The following is a 25,500-nucleotide window of genomic DNA, read 5'->3' on the forward strand; positions in this document are numbered from 1 at the left end:
CATGTCGTGCGATACCTCGAGGACCATGCGGTGCAGCGCGTCATCGTCGTTGGTGGGCCGACTGCGGTGTCCGATGCTGTGCTGGAGGAACTCGCCGCCACCGATTCGGCACCGATGGTGACGCGCGTCTCCGGCGATGATCGTTTTGGCACGGCGGTTGCGGTCGCCAATGAGCTGGGTGGCATGGCGACATGGTGCGGGACCAATGAGACCGTTGTCATTCTCGCGAACGGCAGCGCCGAACTGGCAAGCCTCGCCCTGTCTGCCGGGCCATTGGCCTACGTCCTTGAGTTGCCGATTCTGTTGACGCGTGCAGGCGAGCTTCCGAAGGCAACAGCGGACTTTCTTGTTGAGCACGAAATCGATCGAGTGCTCGTCATGGGCGGGGCAGCAGCGGTGTCGCAGCAAGTCGTCGACGACCTAACCGAACTGGGTGTCGGGGCGTCCACGCGCTACGGCGGCAGCACTGCCGATGTGACATCGGCTGCGATCGCCCGGCTGATGCGAGGCACATGCAAAGACATCGTCGGCACGGCGAACAATGTCGTTGTGCTCGCTCACCGTGATGCGCTCTTCGATGCCATCGCTGCCGTGCCAGTGGCCGGTGAAGGCCTTGATGGCTCGGCACCTGTTCCACTGCTCATGGTCGGCGATTCGCTGCCGTCGAGCACCCGTTCATACCTTGCTTCGACGCCGATCACCATCGACGGCCACAAGAACCATCTCCGTGTCGCGGCCATTGGAGGCCCAGAAGCCGTCAGTGACGCTGTCATGGCCGCCGCTGTGCGTGCAGGCGGAGGTGCACGCGTGCTCAGCGCCAGAATCAGGGCGACCGCGGGTCAGAGCGGCTTCAGCGTCAGATTCGGCGACCGCATCGACGGGATGTTGGAGAACTTGACCGATGAGGCCAAAGACATGTTCTATGTCAATGACGTGCCCGCCTCGATTGCTGTTGGGGGCGTCGTGGTGCCGCCCGACGACAGTTGCGACGCTCCGAAGGAGCTGACAGTTGCACTCACCCACCCGCTGCTATCGGGCGATGTCATCGAAATACGCCCGACGGACAAGAGGTTCGGCATCCTCGGCGATCTGCGGCCGGTGGCCGCGGCCCGCTACACGGTGCCTACGGTTCGGACAGACACGCGGGCACCGACGGTCCAGGTCGTTGCGCCCGCCGCTCACAGCGGTCTTCGCATCATCGCCCGTGACAACTCAGGCCCTGACGACATTTCGATCGACCTCGACAACATCAGGGTGGTATCGAGCCGCAAGATCAACGTCCTCGCTGAGAGCACGGGCGCGACCACAGTCGACCCGTATTTGCGCGTCGCCGTACGAGAAGCGGCACTCACCGCACCGGACGGCTACAACACCAATCCTGGAGAGGACAGCGATTTCGACGACGAGGGCGACATCGCTCCTGGCGACCCCTACCCCCTCGCCGAGGGCGACACGTTCCAGTTGGGCAGCGGTGTCGCCTTCGATGCCGAGGACAATCGGAGCCGACCTCAGCGCACGCGGGTGGCATCGACCAGAGCATCATTCGCCATCAGCGCCGTCAGGCTCGGGCCGTCAGATCCCGGTGTGGATCACAATCCGGACAATGCAATTCCCGATCGCATCGAAGGCGTGAGTCATCGCGTTGAGGCCCTGTTGGCTGACGCACTGCGAATCGCCGCCAAGTGGACCGGCGATGCGAAGGGAGCTGCCGGCAACGCATGGTTCGATCAACATCGGCAGCGTCAGCGATTATGACCCCGAGGCCGACGAGATCGTTGTCGAGGTGGCGGTGAACACGCGCAACCAAATCGTCAGCATTCGCTTCGTTTCTGGCACGCCGACGTACGGCGAGCTCGTCGACAAGCTGAACGGCACCAGGTCGTTCTCGTCACGCTTCGAGGCTGAGGCCACCGGCGGTTGTGATGTGCGGCGCGACCTGGTGGATGTCGATCATGCGGATTTCGACGGCACCACGCAATTCGAGGGAGGTCTCACGACGGTCTCATTGCTGGTGCAGTTCGGCGCGCATGTTAAGGAGTTTGTGAGCGAGAACGCGTTGTACACCGACGGGGGCAACGAGGTCTACGAGTTGGTGGACGATGTCTTGGGCGGTCTCATTGTCGACTATGCGACGCTGCCCGAGGCGCAGGCAGCAGGGGATCGTGTCATCGTCCATGCGCCGACGCCATATGACCGAGTATTCGTGCGGTTCACCACGGCCGACGGGGTCCGAGTGCCGAGCACATCCACCGGCCCCAACCGCGGCGCCATCCAGATCGGCGCCGGCATCGCCCGTAGCTTTCATCCGGATGAGATGGCCACCGTGCCCGATGAGAGCCTCAATGCCGCGAGGCAACTGCGTCCCTAGCGCAGCCGACTGACCGAGTTGACCCGGAACGATCCATTCGAGCCACAACAAGCGCCCCAAGGCCGTTGCGCGTCATTGGTACCGTGGACCGCGGGCATGCTGGGCATGCCTCGGAGGCCCAGATGATTCAACGCTCGATGCACACTCCGGCTGACCCCGAAGTCCCGCCACGGGATCGGCACGCCCGCTGGACGCGTCGCCGGCTCACAATGGCGCTGACAGGCGCTGCACTCGTGGCGTCAATGCTGCCGATTGCCGCTGGACCTGCGCACGCGGCCGCCGTCGACGTCACCTCGGATCGACTGTGGGGCGCTACGCGCTATGAGACCGCAGTGGAGATCGCTGAGGAGTACATCGACGAGCTCGGTGGCAGCCGTGCTGATGTCGACACCATCGTCCTTGCTTCGGGGGCTGACGAGCACTTCGGCTATGCACTCGTTGCGCCGGCACTGTCGCGGCGCTATGAAGCGCCGTTGCTCTTGACGGAGCCGGGCCAGTTGTCACCGGCGACCTCCAATTTCCTCCATCGCAACGACATCGAAACGGTATTCATCCTCGGCAGCACCGATGTCGTGTCCGCTGCGGTTGAGCGTTCGGTGGAGAGAATCCGCGGAACGACCGTGGTGCGCGTTGCCGGTTCTGATGTGTATGACACTGCCGTCACCGTTGCAGAGCGAGTTGGTCCACGAGCCGGGGAGCCAGGAAATTACCGTTCCGCCGGGCGAACCGTTCTGTTGGCGACCGGCGAGGTGTTCGCCGACGCGCTCGCCGCTGGTCCGCTTGCGTACCGCGGCGAGCACCCGATCTTGCTGACGCAGAGCAATGAGTTGCACGCGGACGTCGCCCGTTTCCTCGACCGCAGCGACACCGACCACGTCGTCATCCTGGGTGGTGCGGGAGCCATCGGCACCGGCGTAGAGCGAGCGGTCCGGGATCAGGGCATGACCGTTGACCGTTTGTGGGGCGCCGACCGCTTCGCCACGGCCGTTCGCATCGCGCAAGAGCTTCTGGGCGACAGTCCGCCACAGTCGTGCTTCAGCGGCGGGGAAATCGGGCTTGCCTACGGTCGCAAGGCCGCCGACGCCATTGCCAGCGGGCCCCTGCTCGGTGAGTTGTGCGCGCCGCTGCTGCTGACCGAGCTCGGTGAGCTGCCCGGCGCCTCTCGACAATTCTTGGAATCCGACGACTATGAAATGGGCGACCTCGACGGCGACCTTCGCATCACGGTCTTCGGCGGCCGGCTGGCAGTCTCGCCCGATGCTGTCGCGCAGGCTGACGCCGCCGCGACGCTCGACCCGATTCGGGCACGGATCACGGCAACCGAAGGCCGTTGCCACTTCGTCGTCACGTTCGACGAACCGGTGTTGACCCGTGACGTGGAGGACATTCGGAACTACCGCATCGAGGGCGACACGTTGGACAGCGGTCAGGGCAACGTCGACGCCGGAACAGGCACGACCACCTCGCGGGCCACCGTCGTACTCCAAGGGGCCGTGAGCGTCTCCGATGCGACCATTCCGGTCGGATGCAGCGCTCCGCTCATTGAACGTGACGAGGTCGAGATCGTTGACGAGGCGATCGGAACCGAGAACGACCGGCGAACCGTGCGGCGTGTCTCGACATCGGTGCGCTCTGACCGGTCACGCCCGCGCCTTACTATCACTGCGCTCGACGGGTCCGACTTCGTGTACATCGAGACCAGCGAACCTCTTGAACCGGGTACCAGTGGAAATCCACAAGTCCAGTTCGAGCGCTCCGGTGTCACCGACGAGTTCGTTCAATTCAGGGTCGGCGACGGGGCACTGCGGTACGAGGTCGCTGTGCCGCTTGAGGACGGCCTCAAGGCCGGCGACCGCGTCACCATCGAAGACGACGAGGTGGAGGACCTCGCCGGCAACCTGAACCGTGAGGTAACTGCTACGGCGCGCCGAGACAGCGTTGCTCCACGTGTATCACGTGTCGAGGTGACCGAGCCGGCGGGGCGCAGCGCGTCTTTTGTCACTGTGGACGGCCGCTACAGCGGCAGGCGCATCGACGACGCGTTGACCATCACGGCGAAAGCCACCGGCGAGGCCTATGGCGCGATCGGCAACGACTGGACGCTTCGAATCGACCTCGAATCGTCGTGGCCGGCCACTCAGACCTCGGAAGTCGATGTCTCGACACGCAACCGACGCATCGAGGTTCGCGTCGGAGAACGCCGCACGCTTGACCAATTGGCCGCCGATTTCAACAACGAACCCGAATTCAAAGCGCTGTTCGACGCAGACACCAGCGGTACGAGTTCAACCAACGTTGCGGTTGTCAATGACAATGTGCGAGCGGCGAACTTCCGCGATGGCAGCAGCACGGTGGATCTCACAGTGCTCTGGACCGAGCAGATCCGCGATTGCGAAGCCTTCGAGGGCGCGGTCCAGCCAGGATTGCTCGAACTCGACGCGGACGGCGACGGGGAATACGACTTCTATCTAGATGGCCGCTTCGCTGCGCGCCTGCAGATCACGTTCGTCGATGCCCCTGATGGCAACCCGGCCATCGTCGGCAACGAGGCCGTGTGCGACACCGCCCCAGGGGTGGTTCCGGGAACGCTGGTGGCACGGTTGGAATCGCCGAAGCACAGCTCGCTTCCGTCGCTGCGATCTCAGCTGTTTAGCCACGCCCGCGCCGCCACTGACTTGAAGGGCAACGAGTCGGTAAATCGCCGTATTTCCAACTTCGTCCGCCCGTAGCGCCCGACGATGTTAGAAGCTCCCGAGTTCGCGCTGGCAAGTGTGCTTGAGTGGACCTGCGACTCTTGCAGCTGTCGCAGGAGGCTCCGATGAGTGCTTACCCCTCGCCCGCGCCGGCTAAGCCGCAATCTCGGTCCGATGCAGTGCCCGTGCGACGCGTGCGACGTCGGGTCTCGTGGTTGCTGATGTGTGTATTTGTCGCAGTGGCCATGCTCGCGACCATGCAAAGCCCGGTCCAAGGTGCCGCTGTCGACACGACGATCGAACGGCTTGCTGGGCTGACACGCTACGACACTGCGGTGGCCATAGCGGACGCGTATTTGGAGGAGCGAAGCGGCAGCGTTGCGCCGGTCGAAGCGGCAGTCCTCACCTCTGGCCTGGATACAGATTTCGGCTACGCAGTTGTCTCGCCAGCGTTGTCACGGCTGCACAATGCGCCGTTGTTGCTCACTCAGCCCGACGAGTTGCCCCAATCGGTGGCGGCTTTCTTGCGCACCAATGGCATTCGAATCGTGTACATCCTGGGCGGTACTGATGTCGTATCTGCCGACGTGGAGCAATCGGTCGATGCCATCCGAGGCGTCAGCGCTATTCGCATTGCCGGAGATGATGCGTACAGCACGTCGGTCGCAGTTGCTCGGCGCGTGGGCCCGCGGCCGGGCGAGCCGGGTGCCCTACGCTCAAGCGGCAGCACGGCGCTAGTTGCTACCGGCGAAGTGTTCGCTGACGCTCTCGCGGCGGGCCCACTCGCGTACCGGGGCGAGCACCCGGTGCTGCTCACCCGCAGCGACTCATTGCACGCCGACGTCGCGAGCTTTCTTGAGCGAAGTACCGACCACGTAGTGATATTTGGAGGCCCGGCTGCTGTTTCGGCTGATGTCGAGAACGCCATCGAATCTCTGGGAATCACCACCGAGCGGCTGTGGGGAGCCGACCGATTTGCTACAGCGGTGCGCGTCGCCGAAGAATTGCTGGACGACGACCCCCCTCATTCGTGTTTCGACGGTGGTCAGTTGGGCCTCGCCTTTGGACGCAAGGCCGCTGATGCAATTGTCAGTGGCCCGCTCTTGGGCGAGCTGTGCGCACCGCTGTTACTTAGCGAGAAAGCGACACTTCCGCAGGTCGTGCGGAGCTTCCTCGAATCCAACCGGTACGAGACCGGCGACGCCGATGGCGACTTGCGCCTTACGGTCTTCGGCGGCCCGCTCGCAGTGTCTTCCAACGCAGTCTCCCAAGCAGTTGCTGCGGGCACGCTCGACCCCGTACGTGCTCGCATATCGGCGCTCGAAGGACGCTGTCACATCACGGTGACCTTCAATGAGCCGGTCCTTACTGCTGATGCAGCGAACGTCCGCTACTACCGCCTAGCGGGCGACACGCTAGACCCACGCGACGCCGATGTGGATGCGGGAGACGCAACCACCACGACACGCGCCACCATCCTTCTGGCCGGCGCGACTCAGCCCACCGAAGCCGCAGTTCCGGTCGGCTGCCCTGACGAGGTTGCACTGCGTGCGCGCGAGGAGCTTGAAATTGTCGGCGGGGTGATCGGCACCGTGGACGGCCGTCGTACGGTGCGGCGCTCTTCGGGCACGGTGCTCAGGGACCGATCTCGGCCTCGCCTGACGGTCACCGCACTGGACGGCGCCGACGTCGTTTGGGTGGAGTCGAACGAGCCGTTGAAGCTCGGGACAGGAATCTTCGAGTTCCGCCGTCGCGGAGCGCTTCAGGAGACGGCCGAAGAGGAGGTGCAGGTGACGTCGGGTGCGCTTCGCTTCGAGGTGCCCGTGCCTGCAGCATTCGGCGGCTCGCTCGAGACCGGTGATCGCGTGACGGTCGACGAGGGTGCAGTCAGAGATCTTGTCGGCCACGAGAACCGAGAGATCACGGTGTCCGCACGGCGTGACACGACCGCACCTCGGATCTCACGAGTGACGGTGACCGAGCCACAGGGACGCCGCGCGGCGTCGATTGGCATCAACGGCCGCGCACTTCGGACCTTCCTGCGCGATGGGCTCACCGTCACCGCGAAGCAGGGCGGTGAGGCGTTCGGCGCGATCGGAAACGACTGGACGCTGCGGCTCGACGTCGAATTGGCGTGGGCTTCAAACCGTGCATCGGAAGTCAACGTTGTAACCGCCGGCCGGCGCATCGAGCTTCAGGTCGCCCACAGTCGCTCACTTGACGATCTCGCCGACGACCTGAACCGTGATGCAGAATTCACGACGCTATTTGTCGCCGAGTCCGATGACGACGACGGTGACATTGCAGTCGTCGATGAAGAATTCACTGCAACCACCCTTGACGGCGGTCTCAGCACCGTCGATATGACGGTTGAGTGGACCGAGCCGGTGGTCGACTGCAACCCGGGCGAGCTCGAAATCGATATCGACGGTGACGGTGACTACGACTTCTACCTCGACGGCTACAACATCGCTGGCTGGGGCGTGAGGTTCGTGGATGCTCCCGAGGGCAATCCGGCGATTGTCGAAGGTGGTGCCGATTGCGACCTATCGCCGTTTGCGGGTGAGGGCACGCTGGTTGCCCGGATTGAGTCCGACGACCACTCAGCGCTGCCTTCGCTGCGTTCCCGTCTGTTCACCCACGTTGGCGCAGCCACCGACCGAGCCGGCAACCAATCTGTCAGCCGCCGCTTCAGCAGCTTCACCCGCCCTTAGTCGTGTTGATAAAGGCTTCGGGATGCCAGATGATGGTGTCGTCGGTGTTGTTGTTGCCATTTACGGACACCGTGGCGGAGAAGCCGCCGGCGCCGTAGGCATCTGAGGTCCCCGCCCGCAGCGGTTCGACAGGTTCCCCGGCCGGACGGGGAAGCAGGGAGGTACGCTGTTCGCCGATGCCGGGGCTGGGCGCTCCGAGCACCGAGATCGACAACGAGCCGCCAGTTAGCAACGTGGCCCCGCGGAAGTGCCATTTTCGGCCTGTGAAGACTGCTTCGCCCTCGGCAGAGCCGATCACACTTCCCTCAGCGGTCTTGATGGTCCATGTGGCCTGGAACGTGCTAGCCCTCTGGTAGGGCACGCCCTCGGGCGAGGTGACTGTGGACGTTCGGTGGCGCAGTTCCAGCGTCAAGCGAGTGGAAACGATCGACGAGCGTGCGTCGTCCAGCAGCACGTCCTGCCCTGGCGCTTCAGTCTCGAATATCCACTGAGTGGTGCCGGTCACAGGTCGCACGTCGCTTCGGAGACCGTCCGACTCGGGCAGCCGAGCCTGCACCGCCCCGGTGAGGGAGAACGTGCGGTCTGTGTCAGCGGCAAGCAGCAGAGACCGCGATGTCCTGCCGTTCGTGTCCACTGCTCTGGCGATCAGCGGTGCGCCTGGCGGCACCGGCGCAGAGAAGCATGCTGGGGCGCCAACGGCCGGTGAGCGGAACTCGCCATCGGAGTCGGTTGCGTACCAGCGGGTCGTCGGTAGTTCGATGACCGCGAGAGGCGGAGCCGCCGAGGTTGTCTCGGCGAGCAGCCAGCGTGCGTTCGCGTATGAGCCCCGGGGCAAGCACACTTGCCGTTCCCGGGCGTCGGTCGAATCTCCGCTTGGCTCCCAGAACACGGGGCCCATAGGCAGCTCGGTGGCGAACGCCCCGACGCCCAGCGGCACACCGCGTAGAGACGACACACCGAACGACCCTGTCGGATCCGGTGTCTCTGCACCCACGAACGCCACGGCGGGCACTTCTGCAGATGTGAGCCGGCCGCTGAGAATCGACGACACTGCTCCCAGCAATTCTGGACTGATGACCGATGGGCCGCCGAAGGCAACCGCGAAGCCAGGCATCGGGCACGACCCGCGTTCCAGCGCACCCGCGTAGGCCAGGGCGTCGCCCGAGTTGCCGGTGGCTCCGCCACCCACCAGTGCAGCGCACGAACCCGGAGCGGCGAAGGCATCGGAAAGGAACTGGTCGACCGACGGAGGCAGACGCCGCGCTCCGACCGGCACCAAGATGACCGGAACTGCGTCACGCGCTGGCCGTGGCGCCGCAGCGTCATCAGCCGAGTCTGTCGAGGTGCCTGCCATCGGCGGCTGGCGGACTGTTACCGGCGACAGCATGCGCCGCGGCGTCCCGGGATTGGCTACGGCACCCGACGCAGCGCCGCACCACGCGCCTGCACCGAACGCGTCCGGCCAGCCTCGTGCCCTGCTGCCGGTACCGGACGACCCGACCAAACACAGCAATGACGACTCGAACTCCGTGCCGCTGTCCCCTGGCCACCAGCCGCCGAGGTGCTTGGCCATCTCGATGCTGGTGGCGTATCGGTTCGGCCCGCCGACCCGGATGGCTTCCGCGCCCGCAAGTCGAGCGGCTTCGTCGGCTACCTCCTGCGACAGCCGAGCCTGCCCGCCAAGCACGAGGATGTGCTCGATGTCGAGCAGGCTCAACGCCTCTGCTGTCTCACGCGGCAATCGGTTGCTGCCGTCGTGAAGCAGAACGGGCACTTGCCAGAAACTCGTCCACCAGCCAGCGGCAACGGCGTCGATGCCACTCACGCCGTCAGTGAGCACGACGGTGCGGCCCAGCAGGCGGCACTCGGTCTCACTTGGCCGCCATTCGACTACCGAGTTGGCCCAGAACGCCATCGCTGCGTTGCCGTCCGCCGCCGACGGATCCGCACAACCGGTTGCCTCGTCAGGCACGGCGGCAGTGCCCAGCGCAGCCGCCACCGCTGCAGCGGTTCCGTAGCGGGAATTGCCGCTCACGCGGAAGACTTCCGTGTAGCCAATCGACACGAGCTCGGTCTCGACCTCGGTCGCTACTGCAGCAGTACCGCCAACGATGATGGCTTGGCGGGCAGTGTTGCAACCCCCTGAGCGCAGGTCCTGCGCCGCCAACCGCACCGGCAGAGCCAACGACGTCGCACCTGAACGCGCAGAGGGCGTGAGCAGGATGGGCGCTGCATAGGTGTCGACCCGGGAGAAGCCTCCCGGTGGGTCGAACAGCGGGTCCGCGGCAGCCACTCGACGCAGATACGGCTCGGTGGATTGACCCGTCGGGTCCGACAGAGCTGCTGCGGCAAGCGCATCTGCCTGTGCATCACCGGCCGCAATCACGATCGCCTTTGGGCATAGCCCGAGACCCCACCAGTCCCCCGCGTCGGGCAGGCCGGCGGTGGTGCCAGAGCTGCCGTCGGGTGTGTCGAATGGGAAGCCCCCGGTGCCACGCGTCGTCAGTGCACTGGCCAACGACGTCTGGTAGCGGTCACCTCCGAAGATGCGCAAGGCGTTGGGCCAGCCTTCGATCTGCGGTGAAGCCAGATGTGAACTCGGCCACTGTGACGGCGCCACCGGGCCGGCATCGAGCGCGACGGGCTCAGCAGCAAGCACCGGCACGCTCGCTAGCAACGCCGTCGAGACAATGAGAGCCGCGACGACAGCTCGGCGCGTCGTCCGAAGCGACTGCGGTCTTTCGGCCCTGCTGTTCACAGTCGTCTCACTATCAGGTGTCCACCGCTCAAAGAGGACAGCCGCTCCTTGATCACGGGCCGAGGGTAACTGTGAGCGAATGAGGAACGCCGTTGGCAACGGCGCGCGGTGCGGTGCCAAGCGGGTTGACTTAGCGTCGCCACGGTGCCGTGAACTCGAGGTGTCGGGTGGGCGTGCTGGCCGTTGCGAGGTCCGTGGAGAGCGAAAGCGGTATGAGAGAAGTGATCGGATGGGCTCGCATGGGGCGGGCGGCGGCGCTCAGCGTCCTCTGCGCCGCGGTGTGCGGATCGATTCTGCTTACGCCAGCACCTGCCGCCGCGCAGAGTGCGCAGGTGACGCAGCAGCGCATTAGCGCCACGAGCGATTATGAGCTCGCAGCCACTTTGGCAGGTGGCAGCTGCGAATCGGTCGGCGGTTCACACAGCGTGGCCCTAGCGTCGGGCGAGAACTGGCCCGACGCGCTGGCAGGCACCGCGCTCGATCGACCGCTGCTGCTCACCAAGCAAGCGTTTCTTCCGGCGGCGACTCGGGAGTACCTCGCACCGTGCTCGGCGCATCCCAACGCCAAAGTCATCATCTTGGGCGGACCCGCGGCAGTCTCCGAAGACGTGGCGAACACGCTGCGCACCATCGGCTACCGCGTGGACCGCATCGCCGGCGCAGACCGCTACGACACGGCCCGACGTGCCGCGCGGGCGTTCGCTCCGCCGTCGCTCAGCACCGTCTACCTGGCCTCGGGGATCAACTTCGCCGACGCCGTAGCTGTTGCCCCGAGTGTCTCGGTGGGCAGTCCGCTCATCCTCACAACGCCCGACGCGCTGCATCCCCAAGCACAGCGCTTCCTCACCGATGCCGGCCGGAGTGTCGCGTCGGTCACGATCTTGGGCGGGCATGGGGCCATCTCGGCCGATGTCGAAACAGCAGTCCGCGGCCTCGGGATCGAAACGAGGCGCGTCGCTGGCGCTGATCGTTACGAGACAGCGGCCAGGCTTGCCCGGTTGTCCTTCAGCGCTCGTGGCTGCCACCCGGTGGTTGATGTTGCTGTGGCCAACGGGACGTCGCCATACGGAGGCCTCGTGGCAGCCGCAGTGCGGAACAAGTGCCAGCCGCTGCTGCTGGCGCCGCCAGCCGACAGCTCGGTGCCCGGGTCGCTCGCAGCGTTCGGGCGCGACTGGTTGCTCGCTGCAGGAAGCTCGGCCCGGTTGACCGTGACCGCCATCGGCTCAATGTCAGCGGTAGCCGATGCGGTGCTGGGTGCCGTGGCAACCGGCCGAGTGACCGAAGCGACTGGCTCGACCGGGCCCGGTGCGACAGGCGGAATGCAGGCATGGGAGCAGGTGGCCGCATCAGTCGTGCTGGTGCAATGCACCGATAGTTCCGGAACGCCGATCCAGTCTGGCTCCGGATTCGCCATCGGCGATGGTCGTCAGATCGTGACGAATCACCACGTGGTGTTCGATGATCAGGAGCGGCAATGCGCTGGCATCCGAGCATGGTTCGGGGGCACGTTCGAACAGGCGCCGCCCAGCTACGTGACGGCGACACTCGAGCGCTCGGCGCGCACGCGTGACCTTGCCCTGCTCTCGCTGGACCCGGCTGCCAATGCGTTGCCGCCAGTTGCGATCGCCACAGATCCGCTGCGGGCGGGCGAGCCCATCACCGCACTGGGATACCCGGGCATCGGCGGCGAGACCATGACGCTGACCACCGGTCGTTACTCGGGTATCACACAGCAGAACGGCGTGACCTGGATCAAGACCGACACGCAGATCGCCCCTGGCAACAGCGGGGGGCCAGCATTTGACGACCAGCGACAGCTCGTGGGCGTCGCATCCGCGCTGGTCCTGGCCCAGACCAACGACGGCTCAAGCGTGATCGGCACGCTCGGACTGCTGGCACCCGCCTCCGACGTGGCCGCCTTGCTTGCCGGTGACATCGGCGAGGAGCCGAGCGGCGAAGCCATCGCAGACGAAGGCGACTGGTCACACGGGACGACGACCAGCACGAATGTGTCCTACGTCATCTTGGCGACAACGTCGGACCAGCACAGCTTGACGAGTCCCTACGACAACCTCATCCCAGTCCTGATCGTGTTCTGCGATGACATCGTGCGAATCGACTTCTGGGACCCGGTGCTTGAAGAGTTCAAGGGGCCGCATATTGCTGGCCAGATCGCATTCTCGAATCGCGAATTGCACGGGCGGGTGCCAGTGTTCTACCGGATCGGCGGCAAGAGCGAGCCATTCGAGAATGCCCTTTGGTGGCCGGCGCAGAACAACGAGGCGATCTTCTCCGGCGGCGAGGGCCACGCTTTTGTCCGAGATCTGCTGCCGGGTTCGGGCGAGCTCGCGATCGGCTACACGAACTTCGACGGGGAGACCGAGGCAATCGTGTTTCGCGAAATGGACGGCTTCGCTGCCGCGCACCACCATCTGCAGCGACGCTGCCGTATTATCTGACGCGAGCGGACCAACGGCGCAGCGCTGCGCAGCCGAGGGAGTCGAATCGCACCCATGAGCAGTGCCAGGTCGGACGAGCTGCTGGAGATCTTGCGAGACGGCGGCCTCACCACGTTGCCCGCTCCGGTCCAGCTGGCATCGGGCCAGTGGTCGCGGTACTTCATCGACGGCAAAGAAGCACTCGCAGCAGGGGCAGACCTGCGGCTCGCTGCCGAAGCGATCTGCGAGCGGGTGGGCGAGGCAGGGGTCGGCTTCGACGCCGTCGGCGGCTTGACGCTCGGGGCAGATGCGCTCGCCGCTGCAATCGCGCTGCTGAGCGAGACGAACTGGTTCATCGTGCGAAAGACACCCAAGGGGCGTGGCACCGACCGTCGCATCGAAGGAGCGCGGATCGGTGACGGCGACCGTGTGCTGCTGGTGGACGACGTGGTGACCACCGGCGGGTCGATCCTGCAGGCGTTCGATGTGGTGCAGGCGACCGGTGCCGAGGTGGTTGCCGCGGTGACGCTGGCCGACCGCGGCGACGACGCAGCCCGCGAGTTCGCACGGCGCTCGGTGCCGTACTTCCCGATGGCCACCTATCACGACCTGGGCATTCCCAGAGTCGGCGATGAGCGGGCCGCGGCCACCGCCGGCTGACTCGGCTCGAGACACGGCTCGACGGCCAGAACTGACTCAGGCTGCGTCTGGCCCGATGTAGTAGTGGCCGCTCACTGCCGGGGCAGAAACCGGCAGTACTGTCGATCGAATGCGGCGGTTGCTGACAGCGGCACTGCTGGTGACAGTGCTCGTCGGGACAGTGCTGGTGCTGCCCACGGCGGCGTCGGCGGCCTCTGACGACGACGATCAGGGCGCGGTCTTCGTTACTCGATACGGAGGCGCAGATCGGTATGCCACATCACTGTTGGTGGCCGAGGCGTTTGCGGCCAACGCCGGCATCTCAGTCGATGCTGTGGTGATGGTGTCGGGTCGCAGCTGGGCTGACGCTGTCGTGGCTGCTCCCATCGCAGGTGCGCTGGGAGCGCCGGTGCTGATGACGCCGCCGGGTGAGCTGCGAGACGACGCGGCGGCCTTCGTGCAGCGAGTGGGGGCGTCGAGCGTCGTCGTGGTGGGCACCGAAGGTCAGCCCGACACGGTCAGCGACGAGGTCGTGACAGCGCTCCAAGGATTGGGCGTGACCGTCGAGCGGGTCAGCGGAACGGACCGTTACGCGACTGCTGCCGCGGCTGCACGGCGCCTGTCCTCCGTCGGCGACATGGGTGGGTTGGGTCGCACCGCCATCGTGGCCAGCGGCGAGGTGTTCGCCGACGCCCTCGTGGCAGGCCCGTTCGCTGCCCGCGGCCAGCACCCGGTGCTGTTGAGCCCCAAAGCCGGGCTGCACGCGCAGGTGGCCACATACCTGACCGAAGCCCAGATCGCCCATGTGGTGCTGATGGGCGGCACCGCTGCGCTCAGCGAAGCCGTGGAGACCGCAGTCACCGATCTGGGAGCGTCGGTGACCCGATTGGCAGGTGCAACCCGCTACGACACCGCAGTACAGGCCGCACAGTTGGTGACCGGCCGCTACGACGATGCCGCCGGGCAGCCCTGCTTCGCGACGAGCACGATCGGTGTGGCTCGTGCACGGGTGCCGTTCGATTCATTCAGCGCAGCTCCGCTGCTGGGGCGACTGTGCGCCCCGCTGGTTCTTGCGGATCCCGGCCTGGTGCCCGCGGACACTGCCGCATTCCTCGACACTGCCCGCAGCACACACCCCGGAGTGAGTCTGCGCATCTTCGGCGGCGAGGCAGCCGTCTCACAAGGCGCCCTGGACGCGTTCCTCAGCAGCGGGGCTGTTCCCGCCGATGAGCCGGTCGTCGAGACCACGGTGCTGCTTGCAGGCACCTGCGGTGGTGCCGTCACCGATGAGCCGCGCCAGCTCATCACCTCGACCAACGCCGAAGACCCGGCGTGGTCCCCCGACTGCAGCCAGCTCGTCTACACCCAGGACGGGTCGCTGTGGACGATGAACAACGACGGCACCGACCAGCAGCAGCTCCAGCCCGCTGCCGGCGCGCATCTCTATTCCGCTGCTTGGTCGCCCGACGGCACCCAGATCGTCTACGTCCGGGGCTACCAGGGCGTCGACCATTGGATCGCTCACATCTGGACCGTCAATGCCGACGGCACGGGCCCAACCCAGCTCTCCACCGGAGCCCTCGTGGACGCGTCCCCTCGCTGGTCGCCTGACGGTGAACTCATCGTCTTCGACCGCTTTGACGACAGCGGTAAGCAGGTGACACGGATGACCCGTACGGGCACCGACGTTGAAGTGCTCACGACCGTCGGAGCGTGGAACTTCGGTCCCGTGTACTCGCCCGACGGCACCCAGTTGGCCTATGTCGCGAACAACACCGTGGTGGTGATCGACGCCGACGGCACGAATCCTCGTTACATCATCGCCCCCGTTTCTAGTCAGAGCGAGCTGTCCTGGTCGCCCGATGGCAAGCGGATTGCGTTCATTCGCAGTCGCGACGGCGTTGCGACGCTCTCGATCGCTGACCTCACAGGGCTCAACGAGGAATCCGTCTTCGAATCTTCGGACCAAGTGCTATCGCCGCGCTGGTCGCCCGACGGCGAGCTGATCGCCTTCCACACCATCGAAGCGGGCGGCATCCACCGTGCGTATATCGTCGGCGCGAGCGGCGATCCGGTCGAAGGTGGCGCCAATCAATGCCGCCCGGGGGGTTTCTCGGGAGTCACCGCTGGGTTCCCATTGCCCAGCTGGGGAGCCCCCACCACGGGAACGCTCCAGATCGCAGTGCTCTATGTGGACTTCGAAGATGCGCCAGCGAATCACACCACCGAAGAAGAGGCCGGGCTCGGATTGCCGTACATGGAGGCATACCTCGAAGCCGTGAGCTACGGCCGGCTCGACATCGAATTCGTACAGCGCCATGGGTGGCTTCGATCAGCCATCGATGTCGACGACTACTTGAGCTACGGAGGTCGGGACTTGACCGGGGTTCCGATCGAGATCATCGGCGATGTGGTGGCGGCTGCAGACCCCGACTTCGACTTTGCCGGGATCGGCGCCGTCATGATCGTGCTGCCGAGCAGTTGGTTCGGAAATGGCTTCGCCAGTGGGCCGATCACCGCAGACGGGGCGTCGATGACTCCGACCGTCATCAACTTCTCGCACCTCGAAGCCGAGCGACCCCCGTTGCAGTGGGGGAGCGTCGTCGCACACGAACTCGTGCACAACTTCGGCTTGCTCGACCTGTATCCGGCTGACGGCAGCGCACATGCCCGTGCCGCTGCGCCCAGCGGCCAGGCCTGGGTCGCGGTGGAGTGGGGGCGCATGAACATGTGGTCGTGGTATCTCGCCGCCGAGCACGATCCCCGCCTGGCGCACGATTGGCAGTCCTCCGACGGGGGCCGATCAACCGCCTACGAACGGCACTTGGTCACCGAGGAAATGCTGGCGTGGAGCCGTTGGCAGCTGGGCTGGCTAGGCGAATCGCAGGTGAGTTGCTCCGATGCGCCCGAGACCACGGTGACTCTGGCGCCGATCGCGCAGCCAGGCAACGGCGTTGCGATGGCCGTCGTGCCGCTCAACACCCACGAGATGATCGTGATGGAGAGCCGCCGCAAGCTGGGTTACGACGCCGGCCGGTTCTTCGAATACGCCAATGCGGGTACCAGCACCACGTTCCCCCGGCTCATCACCGAGGGTGTGCTCGTGTACACGGTCGACTCCTGGCTCAGCGGCGGGCAACTGCCGCTCAAGGTTGCGGGCGACGGCGGCAACGGCCAAGTCCTCGACTTTCCGGTCCTCGAAGTCGGCGAGTCGGTGACTCTGCGGGGCTACACCATCACGGTCACCGCCGATGACGGTGACACCCACACCGTGGTCATCACCCGCAACTCCTGACCGCCGTCCCGCCAGGCTGCGGGACAGCGTCCTGTCGCTGGGCACTACGTTCGGCCAGATGCGGCGTGCACTGACCGGAGCGGTGCTGGTCGTCGCAGTCGTGGGGGGCGTGCTTGGGTTGCCGGCGTCGGCAGCGACCCAAACCGCCCAAGAAGAGCAGGTGGCCAAGGTTGCGGTCTCCCGCTACGGCGGCGCGGATCGGTATGCCACCTCGTTGCTCGTGGCCGAAGCGGTCGCGGCCGATGCGGGCGGCTCGCTGACGCACGTCGTGATGGTGTCGGGCCTCAGTTGGCCCGATGCGGTGGTGGCTGCGCCGGTGGCGGGTGCGCTGGGTGCGCCTGTATTGATGACCCCGCCTGGGGAGCTGCGCGACGATGCGGCGGCGTTCCTGCAGCGCACCGGTGTGACCGACGTGGTGGTGGTCGGCGCCACGGGGGGTGCGCACGCCGTCAGCGACGCGGTGGTGACTTCGCTGGAAGGCCTCGGCATCGCGGTGGAGCGCGTGGGCCGCGTGGATCGCTACGCCACAGGTGTGGTTGCGGCGCGGCAGATCGAGTCGGTGGGCGAGATGCCCGGTTTCGGCACCACGGCGATCGTTGCCAACGGCGACGTGTTTGCCGATGCTCTGGTGGCGGGTGCGTTTGCAGCACGGGGGCCGCATCCGGTGTTGCTGACCCCGCGTGACGAACTGCATGCCGGAGTGGCCCGGTACCTGTCCGAGGCGGGGATCTCCCATGTGGTGCTGATGGGCGGCACCGCTGCGCTGGCCGAAGCGGTGGACTGGTCGATCTCGGACCTTGGCATTGCCGTCACGCGCCTGGCGGGTGCGACCCGCTTCGACACCGCGGTGAAGGCTGCGGAATTTGTGGAAGGCCTCTACGCCCAGGGGTCCGAGCGGTGCTTCACCACTGAACGCATCGGGTTGGCCCGAGCGCGCGTGCCATTCGACTCGTTCAGTGCCGGTCCGCTGCTGGGACGGCTGTGCGCCCCGCTGCTGCTCGCCAACCCCAACGCCATTCCGCTGGACACAGCGGGCTTTCTTGACGCTGCACGGACGACGACGGCCGCCGCGGGCATCGACACGCTGGACCTGCGGGTGTTCGGCGGCGACGCAGCTGTGTCCCAGACAGCGATCGACGCCTACCTCGGCGGCGAGCCCACCGTCGAACCCGCCGACGAGCCCGCCGGACTGCCCGCAGGCACCTGCGGGGGAGCGATCGATGCCGCGCCGGTGCAGCTCGTCACCGAGAACGACCCCGAAGAACCTGCCTGGTCGCCCGACTGCAGCCAGATCGTCTACGGAGCCCGTTCACGCCTGTGGATAGCCGGCAGCGACGGCAGCGAGCCGAGCGAACTGACTGAACGCGACGGCGGCTATTCCCATGAACCGTTCTGGTCATCCGACGGAACTCGAATTGCCTATGCACGCGAGGTCTACCAGGGTGAACACTGGGAGTCACACATCTGGGTGGTGAACGCCGACGGATCCGGCAAGACTCAAGTCACCCGTGGGGACGTCTGGGACGGCGACCCGTCGTGGTCGCCCGACAGCACCGAGATCGTGTTCAGCCGCATCAGCGGGACGGGACGCAATGCGCAAGGCGATCGCATCAGCAGCGACCGCTACATCGTGGCCATGAACGCCAACGGCACGAACAAGCGGTTCCTGACAGTCGGCGGCGCATGGGACGGCGCCCCCACGTGGTCGCCCGACGGCAGCCAGATCGGTTACATCGCCTACGACTCCGTCTGGGTGCACAACACGAACGGTTCCGGCGGCAGAGCCATAGCGGGCAACGCCTACTGGGACGGCGGCCTGTCGTGGTCGCCGGACGGTTCGAAGATTGCGTTCACCCGCCGTGACGGGGAGGATGCGTCCATCCGGCTGGTCCAAGTCGACACCGCCAGCGAAGAAGTGCTTGCCGACGTTCCCGGGCGGGAAAGCCATCCGCGGTGGTCGCCCGACGGGCACCGGATCCTGTTCTTCGTCGCGACTGAGGATGGCACGCGCGAGGCATGGGCAGCAGGCGCGTCGGGCCGTCAGGTTGGCATCGCGCCGGGACAGTTCGTGGGGCGCGGCGCGGCTCCGTCACCGGGCGGTTGCGGCGGTGGCGCCAGCGACACATCGCAGCAACTCGGCTCGCTGGGCGGCAGCAGCCCGTCCTGGTCGCCGAACTGCACCCACGTCGTGTTCGCTCATGACCGATCGCTGTGGCTGATGCGCAACGACGGCACCGATCTGCGGCGTCTCACTCGCTATGACGCCCGTACGTCGTATGCGCCGTCGTGGTCGCCTGATGGCACACGCATCGCCTACGCGCGGACGGACTACCAGGACGACAGGTGGGTGTCGCACATCTGGCTGGTGAACTCCGACGGCACCGGTCACACGCAGCTCACCGGTGGTGACGTGTGGGACGACGAGCCGTCGTGGTCGCCCGACGGTATGAAGCTGACCTTCAGCCGGTACTGGGGCAGCGGCCGCAGCGACGCCGGTCATCGGACCGACGACGATCGTTACATCGCCGTCATGAGAGCTGACGGCTCGGGTCGACGGGCGCTCACAGCCGGGGCGGTGTGGGACCACTCCCCGTCGTGGTCGCCCGACGGGACCCTGATCGGGTACATCTCCAACAAGAGTGTCTGGGTCATCACTCCCGACGGAGCACATCGCCGCGGCGTCGCCGGCGACGTCGACTCAAACGGCCTGTCATGGTCGCCCGACGGTGCCCGCATCGCGGTGACCCGCGGCGACGACAGTGCGACGGCCATCCACCTTCTCGAGCTGGCCAGCCTCAGCGATATCAAGGTCACCGATGGGATGGCGCGATTATCGAGTCCGCACTGGTCGCCCGACGGGCAGCGGATTCTGTTCCACACAGTGAACGCCGACGGTACCGAGCATGTCTGGGCGGCCGGCGCATCGGGCACCCAGGTCGGCACCACGGCGGGGCAATTCGTGGGCGGCGGAGCGGTGCCTGCCACGGGCGGGTGCGGTGGAACAGCCAGCGACGGCCCGGTGAAGCTGGCCGAGACCGCATTTGTTGCCAGCGAGCCCGCATGGTCGCCCGACTGCACACACGTGGCGTTCGCTCGGGGCGGATCGCTGTGGCTGATGCGCAATGACGGCTCAGGCCTTCGTCGTCTCACCCGTTTCGACGGCGAGACGCCGTCGGGACCGTCGTGGTCGCCCGATGGGCGCCGCATTGCGTTCGCTCGAACAGTCACTGCGAACCGGCGCACGCTGTCGCACATCTGGCTGGTCAGCACCGACGGGACGCACAGAACGCAGATCACCGAGGGCGATGTCCTCGACAGCTCCCCGACATGGTCGGCCGACAGCAGCCAGATCGCATTTGCCCGTCAGACACTGGGCGAAGCCGACGCAAATGGACATGTGTCGGGCCGAGACCGTTACATCGTGCTGATGGGCAACGACGGCAGCGATCAGACCATCCTCACCGAAGACGACGACTGGGAAAGCTCGCCTGCGTGGTCGCCCGACGGCAGCGTCATCGCGTATCTCTCCGCCGGAGCGGTATGGGTCATGGCGCCCGACAGCTCGAATGCACGCGCCGTGGCCGCTGGCGCCTTTGGGGACGGAGGCTTGTCCTGGTCGCCCGACGGCACGCACCTTGCCTTTGCACGAGGCAGCTGGAACCAGAGTCGCGTGGTGACCGTGGAGCTCGATGGATTGGCCGAGAACGTCATCGGCGACGGGCTGATCAAGCAGAGGAACCCCAGCTGGTCGCCCGACGGGAAGCGAATTGTGTACGACGGAGTCGGCGATCCAACCGACGCCGACCCAGGCGATTCCGACCACGACGAGGCTTGGAGCCTGGCCATCTCAGGCGCCGCAGGCACGCCAGCATCCGGAGGCGCTGGCGAATGCCGACCGTGGGGCGTCTCGGGCACGACCGTAGGGTTCCCGCTCGCGGATTGGGCGGTGCCTTCGACGGGGACACTGCGGGTGGCGTTGCTGTTCATGGACTTCCCCGACGCGCAGGCCGAGCACACGACGCAACGCGAAGCGGAGTTGGGCGCCGCCTTCATCGAGGAGTATCTCGAGGCCGCCAGCTACGGCAAGCTCGATGTGGAGTTGGTGATCCACCATGCGTGGCTGCGAGCCGAACAGCCGCACGCCTCCTACATCGAGGAGCTCGCCGTAGGAACCGGCCTCGGCACATCGGCCAGCGCCCACGCGGTCATGCTGGCAGACGTCGCCGTGGACTTCTCCGACATCGATGCCGTAGCTGTGGTCTTCCCGAGCAGCCACTTCGGAGGCGGCGGCAATGCCGGCGGCGTCGTACAGGCCGACGGACGCAGCCTGGCAGCGACACGCACGAACGACAATCTGCTCTCCGAGGAGCGGACCCTCGCTAGCGCGCCGAACTGGGGGCGCGTGGCCGCGCACGAGATCATCCACAACCTGGGCCTGCTCGACATGTACCCCTACGACGGCACCCTGCATGAGTTGCGCGACGCGCCAGCCGGAACCGAATGGGTCCGCGCTGCCTTCGGCCGCATGGGCCTGGAAGCCTGGTTCCCGGCGAACAAGTTCGACGAACGGCGTGAGGTCACGTGGCGGTACGCCGATGGCAGGCGGGCGACCAGCTATACGACGGGTCTTGTGCCGGCTGAGATGATGGCGTGGAGCCGTTGGCAGCTCGGATGGCTCGACGACACGCAGGTGCAGTGCGTGCGAGAGCCGTCGGCCACTGTGCAGCTGGGCCCGATTGCGGAGCCCGGCGGCAGCACGGCGCTGGCCGCCGTGCCGCTCACGACCCACGAGTTGATCGTGGTGGAGAGCCGCCGTGAACTCGGCTACGACCGCCCGGTAACGACCACGACCGCCGATGGCGCACGCGTGCGAGCCCCGAACCTCCTCAGCGAGGGCGTACTGGTGTACACGGTCGACTCGGCGCTCGGATCGGGAGCGCTGCCGCTGAAGATTGCCGACGACAGCGGCAACGGCCAGGTCGACGACTTCCCCGTCCTCGGCTTGGACGACTCAGTGACGCTGCACGGCTACACCATCACCGTCACAGCAGACGACGGCAACACCCACACGGTCACCATCACCTGCAACTGCTGATCAACCGAAAATGTGACGGCAGCTGTGCGGGGGCGCTGCGGTAGCATTCGAGATGTAGGAGGCCGTACCGGCCTCTGTCAGCGACCCTGAGAACCGCCATGGCCCTTCGACTCGAAGATCGAGACTTGGTCATCGCCTACCAGGCCGGCGACGACGAAGCGTTCGCCGAACTGGTTCGTGAGTACCGGCCACAGCTTCTCAATCACGCGCGCCGTCGCTTGAGCTGCAACGAGTCCGCCGAAGACGCTGTCCAGGAAACGCTGGTGCGTGCCCTGCGGGCCATGCCCCGGTTCAACGGCAACTACCAGGTCCGCCCGTGGCTGCACCGGATCCTCGCCAACGTCTGCATTGACGAGGGCAACCGGCGTCGCCGCGAGGGCGAGAAGACCGTACGCGTAGCCGTCAACGACACTGCATTGCAGCCGACGCCCAGCGTCGAGACCGAGCTGGGGCTCGACATCGATCTCTCCGACGTCGCCGACGCAGTGGAGGGCCTGTCCGAGCCGTACCGCGAGGCGCTGCAGATGCGCTTCGTCGAAGAGCTCTCGTACGACGAGATGGCGAAGGCCACCGGCGTGAGCGAGGACAACGCCCGGGCTCGGGTGTCGCGTGCGCGTACTGCGCTGCGTGCTGCACTGCGTGTTGCAGCGTTTGTTCCCGTGGCACTCGCAGGGCTGCTTCGCCGCGGCGAACGGGCTGCTTCGGCAGTCGCGGGCCATGGGTCTGGTGCCGCACAGTCGTCGGTTACTTCCGCCATGCCCCTGCTGACCGAGTCAGCACCCGTGGCCTCGCGTGCTGCTGCAGCCGTCGCCAATGTTGCAACCACCGGTGTGCCGATGGTTGCCAAGGCTGCAGTCGGCCTTGGGCTTGCCACCGCGGTGATCTCCCCGACCGCGGATTCAACCGTCCACAAGGCGGCCGAACGGGTGCTGCCCGATTCGGTTATCGAGGTGCTGACCCCGCTCGCCGTGGAGGTGCCTGCGCCCGACGCGCCAGTCGTCGTACCTGCCGCTGAACAGCCACCGGTGGTCGAGTCGGCACCTGCTGCTGTGGAGACTGACGTGACTCCGGCCGCCGTTGCCGCCGCATCCGTCACGCAGGAAGAAGCCACGGCAACAGCTGTCGAACCGCAGGAGGCTGCGGTTGTCGCTGTCGTGCAGCAGGAGACTCCGCTCGTAACGGTTGCGGACGACGACACCTCGTTGACCCCTGATTCCTCTTCGTCGACGGCCACGGCGGTTGCGCCGGGCGTGTCCGCCACAGAAGATGGCGGTCAGCTAGTCGATCAAACAGTCAGCGAGACCGGTACGTCGAACGTCGCCGACAATCCGGTGGCCAGCGAGCCGGAATCCAGCACCGCCAGCGAACCGGTCGTGACCGCCGTCGCCACGAGCAATGTCGAAGGCGCCGAGCTGACCTTCACGCCTTCCGGTGCCGACCGCTACGACGTCTCAGGCACGCTGTCCCTGACGGTGACGACCACGACAGCCACCACGACCGACGACAGCGAGACCGTCGAGACCACGACGATGAGCAAGTCGGTGGCAGTGGTCGTGCCCAGCACTGCTTCGCTTCAGGCCGCCGATCCTGCGTTGGATGAGCGGCGATTCAGCACCCTGCTGGTCTTCGACGCCGGCGATGATGGCGTGTCCGCTGAGATGCGGCTGGCCGCCCGTGGCAGCGAGAACGGCGATGGATCCCTGTCGATGACCGGGGTCTTCACCGCCACACCCACCGAGGCGCTGCCCCTCACAGTGCGCGGCACTCTGTCGGGCACCCTGACACTCGACGCCGACGGCATGCCTCAGTCGCTGTCCGTCACCCTCACCCAGTAACCCGAGCTCAGTCCACCCAGCAGCCCGAGCTCAGCAACCCCGATAGCCGAGGGCAGCGGCGGTCAGGCGTTCTTGATGAGGAGGCCGCCGTCTACGGGGAGGATGGCGCCGGTCATGTACTGGCTGGCGGGCAGGCAGAAGTTGAGCGTGCCGTGGGCCACTTCCTCGGGTTCGGCGTAGCGGCCCAGTGCGGTGCGGCGCTTGGCGAAGATCGTCTTGTGCTCCTCGGAAATCTCCGCCGTCATGGCCGTGCGGATCGGACCGGGGCAGATGCAGTTGACCGTGATTCCCTCACGGCCGAGCTCTACCGCCAGCGACTTCGTCAGCCCGATCACGCCGTGCTTGGCGGCCGTGTAGGGCGAGCCGAACTTCGTGGCACCCCAGCCCTCGGTGGACGCGATGCTCACGATGCGCGCTGCGTCCGACTGGCGCAAGTACGGCAGCGCCGCCCGCACGGTGTAGGTGTGCGCCGTCAGCAGCACCTCGAGCGAGATCGCCCAGTTGTCCTCGTACTCGGGGGCATCGATCGGCGAGAAGCGTGAAATACCGGCGTTGTTGATGACGTGGTCGATGCCGCCGAAACGCTCGGCCACCTCGCCCGCGACCTGATTGACACGGTCACGGTTGGCCACGTCCATCGTCCAGCCCGCCGCCGAGCCGCCGGCGTCGTTGATCTCGGCCACCACGGCATCCACCTCGGCCTGGCCCAGATCGGTCACCGCAACGTGCGCCCCCTCGTCGGCGAACAGGTGCGCTGTCGCCCGTCCCTGGCCCATGCCGGCGCCGGTGATCAGCGTCACCCGCCCCTCGATCGACCGGTTCAGCGTCGACAGTCGTCTCGTCGTCCCCACTTTGAAACTCCTTCTCGTTCGCAGTTCAGGTCAGCCCGTCGCCCAGGCCGTGCCGCCGTCGACCTTCAGCACCGAACCCGTCGTGTAGCTCGACGCCTCAGACGCGAAGTACAGCGCAGCGCCCACCACCTCGTCGGCCTCGCCGCCGCGCTGCAGCGCGATGTCGTTCTCGGCCCGCTTGTCGAAGGCGTCCATGTCCCACGCCTTGGAGATGTCGGTCAGGAACGGCCCCGGCATGATGCAGTTCACCCGCACCCGGGGGCCGTACTCACGGGCGAACGACGCCGTGATGGCGTGGACCCCGGCCTTGGCAGCGCCGTAAGCCGTCTCGTTGGGCGTCGGCATGGCGGCCGACACCGAGCTCACGTTGATGATCGAGCCGCCGCCAGCGTCGTACATGCGCTTGCCGAACACTGCCGAGGCCCGGAACGGCCCCTTCAGGTTGACGTCGATCACCTTGTCGAACAGGGCTTCGGACACGTCGTACAGCGACGGATACATCGGCGACAGCCCGGCGTTGTTCACCAGCACCTCGCAGTGCCCGAACTCCTCGTAGACCCGCTCGCACAGCGCATCGCACTGGTCCCAGTAGCCCACGTGGCAGGCCACTGCCAATGCCCGGCGCCCAGTTTCCGAACGCACCTCGTCCGCCACTGCCTCGCAGTTGTCGAGCTTGCGCGATGCGATCACCACATCGGCGCCGGCGCGGGCGTACGCCAGCACGATCTCGCGGCCCATGCCCCGCGACCCACCGGTGACCACCGCCACCCGACCCGACAGGTCGAACAGCTCTGACGGTGACTTCGCGGCCATA

At 66.3% G+C, this 25,500-nt stretch carries 12 protein-coding genes; 9 read left to right on the forward strand and 3 right to left on the reverse strand.

Annotated features, from left to right (window positions below):
- Nucleotides 1–6: 6 nt before the first annotated feature.
- The 4 genes from ACPXYO_RS03055 (at nt 7) to ACPXYO_RS03070 (ending at nt 7,775) form a co-directional block, all read left to right on the forward strand.
- On the forward strand, nt 7–1,755 hold the full coding sequence (locus tag ACPXYO_RS03055) for a cell wall-binding repeat-containing protein (protein WP_423916539.1): 1,749 nt from the start codon (nt 7–9) through the stop codon (nt 1,753–1,755).
- Nucleotides 1,694–2,368 carry a hypothetical protein gene (locus ACPXYO_RS03060; protein ID WP_423916540.1) on the forward strand — a complete coding sequence of 225 codons (675 nt, stop codon included), beginning with the start codon at nt 1,694–1,696 and terminating at the stop codon, nt 2,366–2,368. The genes ACPXYO_RS03055 and ACPXYO_RS03060 overlap by 62 nt, the downstream gene beginning before the upstream one ends.
- A gap of 122 nt (nt 2,369–2,490) precedes the next feature.
- Nucleotides 2,491–5,097, forward strand: coding sequence for a cell wall-binding repeat-containing protein (locus tag ACPXYO_RS03065; RefSeq protein WP_423916542.1), 2,607 nt, complete (start codon nt 2,491–2,493; stop codon nt 5,095–5,097).
- Between the two features lie 221 nt (nt 5,098–5,318).
- Nucleotides 5,319–7,775: a cell wall-binding repeat-containing protein gene (locus ACPXYO_RS03070; protein ID WP_423916544.1), complete on the forward strand. Its 2,457-nt coding sequence runs from the start codon at nt 5,319–5,321 to the stop codon at nt 7,773–7,775.
- On the opposite strand, the gene ACPXYO_RS03075 is transcribed toward ACPXYO_RS03070, so the two are convergent.
- A complete protein-coding gene (locus ACPXYO_RS03075) occupies nt 7,762–10,434 on the reverse strand; it encodes a cell wall-binding repeat-containing protein (protein WP_423916546.1) in 2,673 nt (890 codons plus the stop codon). The two genes, ACPXYO_RS03070 and ACPXYO_RS03075, sit on opposite strands and share 14 nt — an antisense overlap.
- A 338-nt stretch (nt 10,435–10,772) precedes the next feature.
- On the opposite strand from ACPXYO_RS03075, the gene ACPXYO_RS03080 reads away from it, so the two are divergent.
- The 5 genes from ACPXYO_RS03080 to ACPXYO_RS03100 all read left to right on the forward strand — a co-directional run bounded on the left by ACPXYO_RS03080 (nt 10,773) and on the right by ACPXYO_RS03100 (nt 23,835).
- The gene (locus ACPXYO_RS03080) at nt 10,773–12,992 is read left to right on the forward strand and encodes a cell wall-binding repeat-containing protein (protein WP_423918658.1); all 2,220 of its coding nucleotides are present in this window, start codon (nt 10,773–10,775) and stop codon (nt 12,990–12,992) included.
- Nucleotides 12,993–13,046: 54 nt separating this feature from the next.
- Nucleotides 13,047–13,631: an orotate phosphoribosyltransferase gene (gene pyrE / locus ACPXYO_RS03085; protein WP_423916548.1), complete on the forward strand. Its 585-nt coding sequence runs from the start codon at nt 13,047–13,049 to the stop codon at nt 13,629–13,631.
- A gap of 109 nt (nt 13,632–13,740) precedes the next feature.
- Nucleotides 13,741–16,905: a cell wall-binding repeat-containing protein gene (locus ACPXYO_RS03090; RefSeq protein WP_423916550.1), complete on the forward strand. Its 3,165-nt coding sequence runs from the start codon at nt 13,741–13,743 to the stop codon at nt 16,903–16,905.
- Nucleotides 16,862–22,000: a cell wall-binding repeat-containing protein gene (locus ACPXYO_RS03095; RefSeq protein ID WP_423916552.1), complete on the forward strand. Its 5,139-nt coding sequence runs from the start codon at nt 16,862–16,864 to the stop codon at nt 21,998–22,000. The genes ACPXYO_RS03090 and ACPXYO_RS03095 overlap by 44 nt, the downstream gene beginning before the upstream one ends.
- Nucleotides 22,001–22,098: 98 nt before the next feature.
- Nucleotides 22,099–23,835: a sigma-70 family RNA polymerase sigma factor gene (locus ACPXYO_RS03100; RefSeq protein WP_423916554.1), complete on the forward strand. Its 1,737-nt coding sequence runs from the start codon at nt 22,099–22,101 to the stop codon at nt 23,833–23,835.
- A 62-nt stretch (nt 23,836–23,897) separates the two neighbouring features.
- Here ACPXYO_RS03100 and ACPXYO_RS03105 read toward each other — a convergent pair whose 3' ends face one another.
- Both ACPXYO_RS03105 and ACPXYO_RS03110 read right to left on the reverse strand, forming a co-directional pair.
- Nucleotides 23,898–24,686 (reverse strand): SDR family NAD(P)-dependent oxidoreductase, encoded by a 789-nt coding sequence (locus tag ACPXYO_RS03105; RefSeq protein WP_423916555.1) that lies wholly within the window; start codon nt 24,684–24,686, stop codon nt 23,898–23,900.
- A gap of 30 nt (nt 24,687–24,716) precedes the next feature.
- Nucleotides 24,717–25,499 (reverse strand): SDR family NAD(P)-dependent oxidoreductase, encoded by a 783-nt coding sequence (locus ACPXYO_RS03110; RefSeq protein ID WP_423916557.1) that lies wholly within the window; start codon nt 25,497–25,499, stop codon nt 24,717–24,719.
- Nucleotide 25,500 lies beyond the last annotated feature (1 nt).

Source organism: Candidatus Poriferisodalis sp. (assembly GCF_965237655.1).
Lineage (GTDB): Bacteria > Actinomycetota > Acidimicrobiia > Acidimicrobiales > Poriferisodalaceae > Poriferisodalis.

What these genes read in the sequence shown, in the direction of transcription:
- ACPXYO_RS03060 (WP_423916540.1), top strand. Translation starts at nt 1,694, where the DNA reads ATGCGAAGGGAGCTGCCGGCAACGCATGGTTCGATCAACATCGGCAGC.
- ACPXYO_RS03065 (WP_423916542.1), top strand. Translation starts at nt 2,491, where the DNA reads ATGATTCAACGCTCGATGCACACTCCGGCTGACCCCGAAGTCCCGCCA.
- ACPXYO_RS03070 (WP_423916544.1), top strand. Translation starts at nt 5,319, where the DNA reads ATGCAAAGCCCGGTCCAAGGTGCCGCTGTCGACACGACGATCGAACGG.
- ACPXYO_RS03080 (WP_423918658.1), top strand. Translation starts at nt 10,773, where the DNA reads ATGGGGCGGGCGGCGGCGCTCAGCGTCCTCTGCGCCGCGGTGTGCGGA.
- pyrE (WP_423916548.1), top strand. Translation starts at nt 13,047, where the DNA reads ATGAGCAGTGCCAGGTCGGACGAGCTGCTGGAGATCTTGCGAGACGGC.
- ACPXYO_RS03090 (WP_423916550.1), top strand. Translation starts at nt 13,741, where the DNA reads ATGCGGCGGTTGCTGACAGCGGCACTGCTGGTGACAGTGCTCGTCGGG.
- ACPXYO_RS03095 (WP_423916552.1), top strand. Translation starts at nt 16,862, where the DNA reads ATGACGGTGACACCCACACCGTGGTCATCACCCGCAACTCCTGACCGC.
- ACPXYO_RS03100 (WP_423916554.1), top strand. Translation starts at nt 22,099, where the DNA reads ATGGCCCTTCGACTCGAAGATCGAGACTTGGTCATCGCCTACCAGGCC.
- ACPXYO_RS03110 (WP_423916557.1), bottom strand. Translation starts at nt 25,499, where the DNA reads ATGGCCGCGAAGTCACCGTCAGAGCTGTTCGACCTGTCGGGTCGGGTG.